The organism is Nonomuraea zeae (assembly GCF_005889725.1).
Lineage (GTDB): Bacteria > Actinomycetota > Actinomycetes > Streptosporangiales > Streptosporangiaceae > Nonomuraea > Nonomuraea zeae.
The window spans coordinates 1-11,210 of the sequence record NZ_VCKX01000363.1 but is presented as its reverse complement, the minus strand read 5'-3'; the positions used below and the strand labels follow the sequence as shown (position 1 = coordinate 11,210).

The following is an 11,210-nucleotide window of genomic DNA, read 5'->3' as shown; positions in this document are numbered from 1 at the left end:
CCTGAGGACCTCACCCCACCTGATGGCCGCACCAGGTCAGCCCGCATGCCCACCTCACGAGCTCACCCCCACCCGACGGCGACCTCACGAGCTCAGGTCACCCTGCGGCGTCGCGAAGCTCGCGATCACCTCCAGGGCCGGGCGCGGCGCGTGGCCGAGCAGGGTGCCGAGGTCGCCGCCGGTCCCGTCCAGGAAGCCTGCCGCGATCACCGAGTACGTGTTGACCAGGAGCGGCACTTGCCAGGCCGGCAGCCCCATCGCCGTGAGCACCTCCCGCAGCTCGGCCAGCCCGGACGGCCGGTAGGCGGCGTCCTTCCCGGTCACCCGGGCGACGGCGGCCACGATGTCGTCCCCGCCGACGGCCCGATCGCCGACCAGCTCGTACACCCGGCCCCGATGAGCACCGGGATCGGCCAGCACGATCGCGGCGGCGTCCGCCAGGTCCTCCCTCGCCACGACCGCCACCCGGCCCGCGCCCATCGGCGCCGTCAGCACGCCGGTCCCGGCCGCCTCCATCGCACCGAGCGCGATCAACTCGGCGTAGAGGCCGTTACGAAGGATCGTCCAGTCCAGCAGGCTGCTGTCCATCAACCGGCGTTCCGTCCAGCGGTGCGGCAGGGCGATGCTCAGGTGGTCGCCCGCTCCCGTCAGGCTCGTGTAGACGACGTGCCGGACGCCCGCCTTCTCGGCAGCGGAGATGGCCGCCTCGTGACGGGCGATGACCACGTCGTCCTCGGCCGCCCCGGCGGAGATCAGCAGCACGGTCTCCGCACCCGCGAAACACTCGGGCCCCATGTCTCCCGTCACGAGGGCGTCGAAGTCCAGCCGCCGTACCGGCACCCCGGTCCGCACCGCTCCCTGGCCCGCCTGGCCCCCGCCTCTCGACCCGGCGCAGCGCGAGCTGGTCGACAAGGTCCTGGAGAGCGGTCTCTGGGGCGCCACCCAGGGCGGTTCCGTCGTCGCGGACCTGGTCGACGCGTTCGCCCGGCGCTCAGGCGTCCGGCACGGCGTCGCGGTCGGCAACGCGACCCTGGGCCTGTTCGCCGCCCTGCGCGGCCTGGGCGTGGGCAGAGGTGACGAGGTGATCATCCCGGCGTACACGTTCGTGGCATCGGCCACCTCCGTCCTGCTGGCCGGCGCGACACCCGTCATCGCCGACGTGGACCCCACCGACCTGCACATGTCCCCGGACGCCGTACGGGCCGCGCTGTCCGGCAGGACGGCGGCGATCATGCCCGTGCACCTGGCCGGCAGCGCGGCCGACATGGACCCGTTGAACGACCTGGCCGCCGCCCACGGCCTCGCGGTCGTCGAGGACGCCGCCCAGGCGCACGGTGCCACGTACCGGGACCGCCCGGTCGGCGGCCTGGGCGACGCGGGCGTCTACAGCTTCCAGGCGAGCAAGGCGATGACGGCGGGCGAGGGCGGCCTGATCGTCTGCCGCGACGAGAGCGTGTACGAGCGCGTCTGGTCGACCTGCAACCTCGGGCGCAGGCTCGGCGGCCAGTGGTACGGCCACCCGTCCGTCGGCTGGAACCTGCGGCTCACCGAGATCCAGGCCGCCCTGCTGCTGCCCTGGCTGGACCGGCTGGACGAGGAGATCGACCGCAGGAACGCCTTCTGCGCCGCCTTCGAACGCGAGCTGGCCACCATCCCGCAGGTGAGCGTGGTGCCGCAGCCCGAGGGCACCACGCGTGACTCCCGTCACCTCCTGATGCTGCGCGTCGATCCGGCGGTGGACCGCGACTTCCTGCTGACCGCCATGGCCGCGGAAGGTGTGCCGCTCGACGCCGGATATCCGCCGCTCGGCACGATGACCGCGCTCACCGCCGAGGGAGCCCGTACCGAGCCGTGCCCGGCGACCGAGGAGGCGGCCAGGACCGTGGTGTGGGTGCGCCAGTCGATGCTCATGGACCCGGCCGGCGCGGGAGATCTCGCCGAGGCCCTGGCGAAGGTGCTGTCGGGCGGGCCGGCGGTGAACCGGCCCTGACGACGCGGGCATTCGCGCGGTGAGGTGCGTCTAGAGCCGGGCCCGGTACGGGGAGGCGCGGGCGGCGTGTGAGGATGTCGGGGTGGGCCCGACGATGATCATGGCGATACGCCACGGGGAGAGCGAGGCGAACCTCGCCTACGAGCAGGCCGGCGCGACGCCGCTGGTCTACGAGCGGGGCGACGACGAGGTGACGCTGACCGAGCGCGGCCGGGCGCAGGCGGCGGCGCTCGGGCGGCTGCTGGCGGCACTGCCCGCCGACGAGAGGCCCGAGCAGGTCTGGTGCTCGCCCTACCTGCGCGCACGCGAAACCTGGCGCCTAGCCCTGGAGGCGGCCGGTGAGGCCGCGCGGGCTGCGGCCGACCAGGCAGCGCGGGCCGCGTCCGGCGAGACGGGACGGGCCGCGGTCGGCCGGGAGCCGGGCTGGGCGTGGCCGGCAAGACAGGCAGCGCCCAGCAAGGATGGACGGACCGAGGCGGCCGCGTCCGATAAGGCAACGAGGCAGATCGCAGCCGACGGGGCTGGCAGGGCGGCAGGGCAGGTCGCGGCTGACACGGCCGACAGCGCGGCGGGGCAGGCGGCGGGTGGCAGGACGGCGCTGGAGGCGGACCGGGAGAGGGCACAGAGGGCCGCCGGGGAGGGGTCGCCGAGGGCCGTTTGGGAGGCCGGGCCGGTCACCTGGGATGCGGATCGGCTGCGGATCATCGTGGACGAGCGGCTCAGGGACCAGGAGGCGGGGGAGTTCGCCCGCTACAACCTGGCCGCGATCGCGCGCCTCTACCCCGAGGAGCTGGCCCGCCGCGAGGCCGAAGGTGCCTACGCCTTCCGCCCGCCCGGCGGCGAATCCCTGGCCGACGTCGTCACCAGGCTCCGCGACTTCCACGTCGGCCTCCGCGAACGCGCGGACGGCCGTCGCGTGCTGATCGTCGCCCACGACTCGGTGGTGCTCGGGCTGCGCCACGTGCTCGCGCAGAGCCCGGACTCGGACCTGGCGGCCGTGCTGGGCCACGCTCCGGTGCTGAACGCCTCAATCTCGGTCTGGCGGAGCGACGGTGACCGCTCCGAACTGGTCCGCTTCAACGACATCTCCCACCTCGTACGGGGCCGCACCGCGTGAGCCCGCGCACGCGATCGATCCGTCCGGACGGCCAGCCCGGCCTGAGCTCACGCACGCGATCGATCCGTCCGGACGGCCAGCCCGGCCTGAGACCGCGTACGGGGTCAGGCTGTCCGGACGACGAGGTCGGCTCGTTCCCTGGTCCGGTCGGCGGCGAACCACGCGCGTTCCGCCGCGAACCACTCCCGCCATCGCGGCTCCAGCTCGGCCCCGTCCCGCGCCAGCACCCGCTTCAGCCGCACCGGCTCGGGGGCCTCCACCCAGACGACGTACGCCAGCAGCTCGGACACCGAGGCGCGGGCCGTCCCGACGCCCTCGATGAGGAGGGCCGGCGCGGCGGGCACGCGCACGTGGCCGGCATATTCGCCGCGTACCCAGTCGTACCTGCGAAAACCCGCAGGAAGGCCGCGTTGCAGCGGCCGGAGCACCTGGGACTCCAGCGCGTGGAACCAGCCGCCGGGCCCCTCCTCCCACGGCACGGGGAAGTCGTCGCTGTGAATCACCTGGCAATCCAGCGCCGCCGCCAGCCCCCGCGCGTACGTCGTCTTGCCCGACCCGGCGGGCCCGTCCACGGCCACCAACCGGGCGGGACCGCACGTGGGCCGCAGGCTCATGATGCGGTCGGCCAGGTCATTCACCGACCCCAGGGTAGATGACGGACGGCGGGCGCCTGAGAGAATGTTCTTTCGCCCCGAACGCAAGTAGGAGGTTGATCTTGCTCGGACCCCTCGGTGACATCGTTGTGCTCGACCTGTCCAGGGCCCTGGCCGGGCCGCACGCCGCGCAGATGCTCGGCGACCTCGGTGCTCGTGTGATCAAAGTCGAACATCCGGACGGGGGAGACGAGTCGCGCGGCTGGGGACCGCCTTTTGTCGGCCCAGATCACGAAATTTCGACCTATTTCCTGGCAGCCAACCGCAACAAGCAGTCCATCGCGATCGACCTGAAGTCTCCCGAGGGCAAACAGCTCATCGAGCGCCTCGTCCGCCAGAGCGACGTCCTGGTCGAGAACTTCCGCACCGGCGTCCTCGACCGGCTCGGCTTCTCGGTCGAGCGCCTGCATGAGCTCAACCCGCGCCTGGTCATCCTGTCCATCACCGGCTTCGGCCACGACGGCCCCGAGGGCGGGCGCCCGGGCTACGACCAGATCGCCCAGGGCGAGGCGGGCCTGATGTCGCTGACCGGCCCCTCGCCGGACGAGCCCTACCGCGTGGGCGCGTCCATCGCCGACCTGCTCGCCGGCATCCACGGCGCCTACGGCGTGGCCGGCGCACTCTACGAGCGCGAGCGCACCGGCAAGGGCCGCGTCGTGCGCACGTCGCTGCTGGCCGCGATCACCGGCGTCCACTCCTACCACGGCACCGCCTGGACGGTCGGCGGCAAGGTGCCCACCGCCAACGGCAACCACCACGCCTCCATCGCCCCCTACGGCGCCTTCCGCTGCGCCGACGGGATGCTGCAGATCGCCGCGGCCAACGACGGCCAGTGGAAGAAGGTCGCCGCGCTACTCGACATCGATCCCGATGTGGCGAAATATGCGACAAACAGGGAGAGGTTCGCGCACCGGGATGAGCTGATCGCCGACATGGAAAAGGCGCTGGCCGCCCACGACCGCGGCCACTGGCTGGCCGAGCTGGGCGCGGCCGGAGTGCCCGCGGGCGCGATCAGGTCGATCGACGAGGTCTACACGTGGGACCAGACCCGCTCGCAGGGCCTGGTCGTCGAGGTCGACCACCCGGTGCTCGGCAAGATCGAGCTGCCGGGCCCGCCGCTGCGCTTCGACGGGCTGGCCACACCCGAGCACACCGCGCCCCCCGCGCTCGGCCAGGACGGCGACGCCGTGCTCGCCTGGCTCGAAGAGCGCGAGAGATGATCCGCATTTCGTGGCACCGGCCGGTGCTTTCGTGCGTCAACATTGCAACATTGGCTGACTTCTAGGGAGCGATAGTGAGCCGTCCGGACGCGCGCACACTGATCGAAACGGTCCTCGACAGGGGGTCGTGGAAATCGTGGGACGCGCCGCCCGCCGACCCGGCGGAGCCCGGCTCCTCCTATGCAGAAGAGCTGGCCGCCGCCCGCGTCAAGTCCGGCTACGACGAGGCGGTCATCACCGGCGAAGGGCTGCTCGGCGGGCGCAGGGTGGCCATCGTGGCCTGCGAGTTCTCCTTCATGGCGGGCTCGATAGGGGTCGCGGCGGCCGAGCGCTTCGTCGCCGCGGTCGAGCGGGCCACCCAGGAGCGGCTGCCGCTGCTGGCCGCCCCCGCCTCGGGCGGGACGCGGATGCAGGAGGGCGCGATGGCGTTCGTCCAGATGGTGAAGATCACCGCCGCGATCCAGGCGCACCGGGCCGTCGGCCTGCCGTACGTGGTCTATCTGCGGCATCCTACGACGGGCGGGGTGTTCGCGTCGTGGGGCTCGCTCGGGCACGTCACGGCGGCGGAGCCGGGGGCGCTGATCGGGTTCCTCGGGCCGCGGGTGTTCGAGTCGCTGCACGGCTACACCTTCCCCGAGGGCGTCCAGGTCTCCGAGAACCTGCACCGCCACGGGCTGCTCGACGCCGTGGTCTCGGCCGACGACGCGCGGGAGGTCGCGATCAGGGCGCTGACCGTGCTCGCCGCCGACCGGTCCGGCATCGTGGCCGGCCCGGCGCCCGAGGAGGACCTGCGGCCCGTGGAGGCGTGGGAGGCGATCACCCGCTCGCGCCGCGACGACCGGCCGGGCGTCCGTGCCCTGCTCAAGCTCGCCGCCGCCGACGTGACGCCGCTGAGCGGCACCGGCGAGGGCGAGAACGAGCCCGGGCTGCTGCTCGCGCTGGCCAGGTTCGGCACGGCGCCCGCAGTGGTGCTGGGCCAGGACCGGCGGCTGCAGCGCGCCAACTCGCCGCTCGGCCCGGCCGGGCTCCGGGTGGCCAGGCGCGGCATGCGGCTGGCCGCCGAGCTGCGCCTCCCCCTGGTCACCGTGATCGACACGGCGGGGGCGGACCTGTCGAAGGCGGCGGAGGAGGGCGGCCTGGCCGCCGAGATCGCCCGCTGCCTGGCCGAGCTGGTCATGCTCGACGCGCCGACCGTCTGCCTGCTGCTCGGCGAGGGCGCCGGCGGTGCCGCGCTGGCGCTGCTGCCCGCTGACCGGGTGCTGTGCGCGCAGCACGCCTGGCTGTCGCCGCTGCCTCCCGAGGGCGCATCGGCCATTCTCTACCGCTCGGTCGACTTCGCCCCCGAGATCGCCCAGGCGCAGCACATCCGCGCCACCGACCTGCGGCGCGACGGCATCGTGGACCGGGTGATCCCCGAGCTGCCCGACGCCGCCTACGAGCCCAGGCAGTTCTGCGAGCGGGTGGGGCGGGCGCTGGAGTACGAGATCGCCGGGCTGCTGGAGGTGAGCCCGGCGGACCGGTTCGCGGCCCGCCAGGCCCGCTATCGCAACCTCGGCCGCTGACCTACGGCTCCGTGGGCCGGTAGGTCCACAGCTCGCGACCGGCGGCGTCGAAGCCGGTGAAGCGCATGCCGCGCCAGAAGATCCCGCGCTTGCCCGCCTTCTCCGGCACGGCTCCGGTGAAGAGCACCACTCCCTGCCCCCACGGGTCGGGCGCCAGCTCGGCGGTGGCCGTGGCGGTGCCGCCGTCCTGGAGCGTGACCTCGATCCTGGCGGTGCCGGGGAGCGCGTAGCCGTACCAGTCGGTCTTCTCCTGACCCCACGCCAGCGGCCGCTCGGCGGCGATCGTGTCGCTCAGCCTGCCGCCGGGGACGATCTCGAAGGGTCTGGGCAAGGTCTTGCCGTCCTTCCAGAACCGCACGCAGCCGTCCGCGTGCCGCACGGCGGTGATCCCCCGGGCGACGGCGTGGCCGCGGCCGTCCTGCTGCTGGGCGTCCCAGCAGTCGTGGCGGGTGAGAATGACCCGTTCGAGCTGCTTGCCCTTCTCCTTGACGGCGAAGGCGGCGATCCGGGTGCCTAGAGGGTGCTTGACGTGCCAGATCCGGCCGGGAAGGCCCTTGACCGGCACGAGCGCGGCGGGCATGCGGCTTCCGTCGGGGAGCACCGCGTCGATCGACTCCCAGTCGAGGCCGGCCGTCCCGAAGGCGACCGAAGCCCCTGGCTCGGGCAGGTAGGTGTCCGCCGAGCCGTGGCTGAAGCCGTTCGGGTCGTCGAACGAGGCCAGGCCGCAGCCGCCGCTCCTGTTCCCTGCGGGCCCGACCCCGCCGGAATGGCAGAGCATGAGGTCCGTGGACTGCTCCTTGACGAACCACAGGCGGACGGGTCCGTAGCTGAACTCCTCGGTGCCGGGAACGGTGACGACGTCGCCCACCCTCCGCCTGTTCGTGTCGGGCGAGGCGGGGGTCAGCGGCGCCTGTTCGTGGTGCCAGACCTCCTTCCCGGCGACGTCATAGGCGGCGATGCGATATCCGGCGTCCCGCTCGCCGGGCCTGGTCAGGGCGATCAGGCCGAATCCCAGGCCCCACGGATCGGGCCTGATCGCGGCCATGGCCGTGGCTCCGCCCTCGGCGGTCATCGTGACGGCGGTGACGTCCTTGCGGGCGAGGCCGAAGTACAGGTTCTCGCCGCCGCGGATGGTCAGCGGCTGCTGTCCCAGGTGCTCGGGCTTGAGACTCGTCATGCCGAGGGTCTCGCCGTGGCGGGTCCAGATCAGGGCCGGGCCGTCCTTCCGCTGGTACGGGCCCACCATGAGCCCGCCGGGCAGCTCGACGGGCGCGCCGGTGGGCCGGTCGGCCTGCATGCCCCTGGTGAGGGCCGAGCGGGGCAGCTCCGTCCTCCTGCCGTCGGTGTCGGTGAAGGAGACCTTCGACACCGGGTCCTGCGCGGCGTACGTCACGGTCCAGAGCAGGAACGGCGCCCCGGCCGGGCGGAGCAGCTCGCCCGCGATCGTCCGGCCGCCCTTGGTGACGGCCGTGACCGAGGTGGCGTTCTGGCGGGCCACACCGTAGTCCATGGCGGCCGGCTCGCCGTTCTTCGCCGTGCTCCCCGCGAACCAGCCGGCCCGGTCCAGGAAGGAGCCGACCAGGCCGTCGCAGGAGCCGTACGGCGCCGCGGCCGCCGGCTCATGGAGGTAGCACAGCTCCGGATTGCCGAGCGAGCCCCTGGCGAACCAGAGCCGCAGCCGCCCGCCCCCCGCCGGGTCGTCCACGGTCACGGACTCGCCCGCGGCCGTCCTGTCCCCCATGATCTGCCGGTGGAGCTCGTCGGGGTCGTTCGCGGTGTTCCGGCCCAGCCCGCCGTTGAGCAGGACGGGCACGAACACGGCCAGCAGCGCCACCGGGAGGGCGGCCAGCAGCCAGCGCGCCCTGCTCGGCCGCGGCTCGCGCTCGCGCACCCGCTGCCAGGCGTCGGCACTGGCCTCGAAGGTACCCGCGCGGGCGTCGAGAGCGGATCGCAGCCGCCGCTCCAGATCGTTGGCTCCGTTCACTGGCTCCCCTCCGTCAGTGCCTTGCCGAGGGCGGCCAGGGCCCTGCTGGCGTGCGTCTTCACCGAGCCGGGCGAGACGCCCATGACCTCGGCGATCTCCCGTTCGGACAGGTCCAGCCAGTAACGCAGGACCATGGCCTCGCGCTGGCGGCGCGGCAGCAGGTCGACGGCCGCCAGCAGCGCGCGGTGCTCCTCGGCGACGAGGACGGCGTGCTCGGTGCTGCGCACGGGCTCAGGGGGATCCGGCCGCCGCAGCCGGATCAGCCGCAGGTGGCGCAGGCGGTTACGGGTGAGGTTGCAGACGGTCGAGCGCAGGTAGGCCAGGGCGGCCCCGTCGTCGCGCAGCCGCCTGACGTGCAGCCGGGCGAACGCCTCCTGGGCGATGTCCTCGGGGTCGTCGGCGCCGAGCAGACCCGCCAGGCGTACCAGGGGCTGGTACTGGGCGGCGAACAGCTCGGCGAACGACGGCTGCGCCATGGTCACGGAGTCGATCACACTTCAAGAGACACATGAAGCGTGCGCCGGTTGACTATGGGACGGGAATCCGTTCGACGCGGATCGAGAAGACCTCCTCACGGGGCACCACGACCTCGTAGGCGCCGTGGTCCACCATCCAGTAGCCCAGCGCCTCGGCCTTCATCCCGCTGTGCCCGGTGTAGGCGATGTGCAGCCCGTCCTCGTCCTCGTCGAGCACGATGCACGGCTCACCGCCGAACGCGCCGACCGTGCGGATGAGCACCAGCCACTCCACCTCGGGCCGGGCCACGACCCGCCGCCAATAGCCGGCGGCGGCCTCGAACCCGTCCAGCTCGACCTCGCTGAACAGCACCACCTGATCGTTGTCGGGCCCGAGCGCGGCGGGCAGGGTGCGCTCGCCGTAGCGGGCCACGAAGCCGGAGGCGACCGGCGTGATGTCCTCGCTCATCCGGCGGGCCGCCAGGTCAGCCCGTCGTATTCGGCGAAGGGCCGCTCGCCGTCGGCGTCGATGTGCACGATCTCGGCCCCGGCAGGGATCGGCATCGGCACCGTGTGGAACTGCGGCACCACGTGGTCGGAGGAGGTGGTGAACCCGTTCCCGGCAAAGGGCGGCGCGTCGCTCCAGTCGCCGCCCATGTGCGGCCCGTACGGCACCGCGTAGGTGTCGACGTCGCGGGCGTGCCAGCGCATGAGATAGACCTCCGGCACCTCCTCGAACAACTCCGAGCCGTCGAATGCCAGGTCGAGGCCGTAGTAGAGCGCCTCTGGCGTGGTCAACCTGACGCAGTCCTGCACCCGGTAGACGTAGCCCGATATGACCGTGCGCTTGCCCGACAGATATGGCACGAGCAGACGCGGCGGGACAACCTTCTGCATCTGCGTTCCGCTCACCGTTTCATTTTACGATCGGTTGACCCTGCAACACGCGATGTTGGAGCGAGGGCAGCATCGCCCTGGCCGTCGCGGTCCATCCGTGATCCACCTCCACGACCTGCACGCCCGGGCCGGTGCCGAGGTCGGCGCGCACCACGCCCAGGGGATCGACCAGCATGCTGCGGCCCACGCCGAACCCGTCGGACGATTCGGCCGGATTGGGCGCCTGCCCGACGGCCGCGGTCCACGTCGTGTTCTCCAGCGCCCGCGCCCTGACCAGGGTGACCCAGTGGTCCTCCTTGAGCGGCCCCGAGCCCCAGGCGGCGATCACCGCGAACAGCTCCGCCCCCTGGTCGACCAGCGCCCTGGTCAGCTCGGGGAAGCGGATGTCGTAGCAGGTCACCAGCCCGACCTTCAGCCCGGCCAGCTCCACGACCGTCGGCTCCGCGCCGGGCGCGACCAGGTCGGACTCCTTCGCGCCGAACGAGTCGAACAGGTGGATCTTCCGGTACGCCGCGCGCACGGCGCCTCCGGCGTCGATGGCCACGGCGGTGTTGTGCACCCGATCCTCGCCGGGCTCGAAGACCCCGGCGACCACCGCCACCCCGTGCTGCCTCGCGGCCTCGGCCAGCCCCGACACGAACGGCCCGTCCAGGGGCTCGGCCAGGTCCGTGATGCGCTTGCCGTAGCGGGTGAGCGTGGCCTCGGGAAAGATCGCGAGGTCGGCCCCCTCGGCGCCGGCGAGCGCCTCCCTGGCCCTCGCTAGGTTGGTCGCCGGGTCAGGGGACACCGGGATCTGGCAGAGGGCGATTCTGGTCACGGCCCGACTCTAGCCGGTTGGGCACCCGTCGAAACCAGGTCAGGCATCGCCAGATCCATTCGAGTGGCCCGTACCTGAACCTCGCCAGCCACCACCGGCTCAGCAACGCCTGCACGATCACGGTGGCCAGCGCCAGCGCCACCACCGACCAGCGCGTCAGGTCGCGGTTGAGCAGCGGCACCAGCAGGACGATCACGGCGGTGCCGGAGACGTAGCTCGTCAGCGCCGTCCTGCCCAGGGGCTCCAGCGCCGCCGACAGCCACGGCCACGGCCGCAGGGCCAGCAGCAGCCCCAGCGAGTACGCCGCCGCCCCCGCCAGCGCGGCCAGGCTGTAGACGATCCACTCGTTCGTCTCCGCCCACCAGCCCGTCAGCAGGACGGAGGCCAGCGCGGCGACCCCGAACGACGGCAGCAGCAGCCACTTCGGCGGACGCAGCCGCCACAGCCCCATCCCGATCAGGAGCAGGCCGGGGATCAGCCACGACCCGCCGCCCATCCACCACAGCCCCCAGACG

12 protein-coding genes are annotated in these 11,210 nt (G+C 72.9%); 4 read left to right on the top strand and 8 right to left on the bottom strand.

What is annotated here, in order from left to right; translation table 11 throughout:
• Window positions 1-84: 84 nt before the first annotated feature.
• Window positions 85-795: an NAD(P)H-binding protein gene (locus tag ETD85_RS54695; protein WP_240780034.1), complete on the bottom strand. Its 711-nt coding sequence runs from the start codon at window positions 793-795 to the stop codon at window positions 85-87.
• On the opposite strand from ETD85_RS54695, the gene ETD85_RS54690 reads away from it, so the two are divergent.
• Together ETD85_RS54690 and ETD85_RS65235 are read left to right on the top strand one after the other, a co-directional pair.
• Window positions 794-1,990, top strand: coding sequence for a DegT/DnrJ/EryC1/StrS family aminotransferase (locus ETD85_RS54690; RefSeq protein ID WP_240780033.1), 1,197 nt, complete (start codon window positions 794-796; stop codon window positions 1,988-1,990). The two genes, ETD85_RS54695 and ETD85_RS54690, sit on opposite strands and share 2 nt — an antisense overlap.
• A gap of 82 nt (window positions 1,991-2,072) precedes the next feature.
• Window positions 2,073-3,107, top strand: a complete 1,035-nt coding sequence (locus ETD85_RS65235; RefSeq protein WP_206059485.1) for a histidine phosphatase family protein — start codon at window positions 2,073-2,075, stop codon at window positions 3,105-3,107.
• A gap of 104 nt (window positions 3,108-3,211) precedes the next feature.
• On the opposite strand, the gene ETD85_RS54675 is transcribed toward ETD85_RS65235, so the two are convergent.
• Window positions 3,212-3,745 (bottom strand): uridine kinase family protein, encoded by a 534-nt coding sequence (locus ETD85_RS54675; RefSeq protein WP_138697759.1) that lies wholly within the window; start codon window positions 3,743-3,745, stop codon window positions 3,212-3,214.
• A 77-nt stretch (window positions 3,746-3,822) separates the two neighbouring features.
• On the opposite strand from ETD85_RS54675, the gene ETD85_RS54670 reads away from it, so the two are divergent.
• Complete coding sequence (locus ETD85_RS54670) at window positions 3,823-4,980, top strand: CaiB/BaiF CoA transferase family protein (protein ID WP_138697758.1); 1,158 nt, start codon at window positions 3,823-3,825, stop codon at window positions 4,978-4,980.
• 74 nt (window positions 4,981-5,054) lie between these two features.
• Window positions 5,055-6,542, top strand: coding sequence for a carboxyl transferase domain-containing protein (locus tag ETD85_RS54665; protein WP_138697757.1), 1,488 nt, complete (start codon window positions 5,055-5,057; stop codon window positions 6,540-6,542).
• 1 nt (window position 6,543) lies between these two features.
• On the opposite strand, the gene ETD85_RS54660 is transcribed toward ETD85_RS54665, so the two are convergent.
• From ETD85_RS54660 to ETD85_RS54635, 6 genes are all read right to left on the bottom strand, one after another.
• Window positions 6,544-8,526 (bottom strand): hypothetical protein, encoded by a 1,983-nt coding sequence (locus ETD85_RS54660; protein WP_138697756.1) that lies wholly within the window; start codon window positions 8,524-8,526, stop codon window positions 6,544-6,546.
• Window positions 8,523-9,002 carry a sigma-70 family RNA polymerase sigma factor gene (locus tag ETD85_RS54655; protein WP_138697762.1) on the bottom strand — a complete coding sequence of 160 codons (480 nt, stop codon included), beginning with the start codon at window positions 9,000-9,002 and terminating at the stop codon, window positions 8,523-8,525. Before ETD85_RS54655 ends, ETD85_RS54660 begins: the two co-directional genes overlap by 4 nt.
• Before the next feature lie 52 nt (window positions 9,003-9,054).
• Window positions 9,055-9,450 carry a hypothetical protein gene (locus ETD85_RS54650; protein ID WP_138697755.1) on the bottom strand — a complete coding sequence of 132 codons (396 nt, stop codon included), beginning with the start codon at window positions 9,448-9,450 and terminating at the stop codon, window positions 9,055-9,057.
• Window positions 9,447-9,893, bottom strand: coding sequence for a hypothetical protein (locus ETD85_RS54645; protein ID WP_240780032.1), 447 nt, complete (start codon window positions 9,891-9,893; stop codon window positions 9,447-9,449). The genes ETD85_RS54650 and ETD85_RS54645 overlap by 4 nt, the downstream gene beginning before the upstream one ends.
• A 4-nt stretch (window positions 9,894-9,897) precedes the next feature.
• Complete coding sequence (locus ETD85_RS54640) at window positions 9,898-10,695, bottom strand: carbon-nitrogen hydrolase family protein (RefSeq protein WP_138697754.1); 798 nt, start codon at window positions 10,693-10,695, stop codon at window positions 9,898-9,900.
• On the bottom strand, window positions 10,655-11,210 hold a 556-nt coding region (locus ETD85_RS54635; protein ID WP_138697753.1), incomplete at its 5' end, for a DUF418 domain-containing protein. The genes ETD85_RS54640 and ETD85_RS54635, both read right to left, overlap by 41 nt.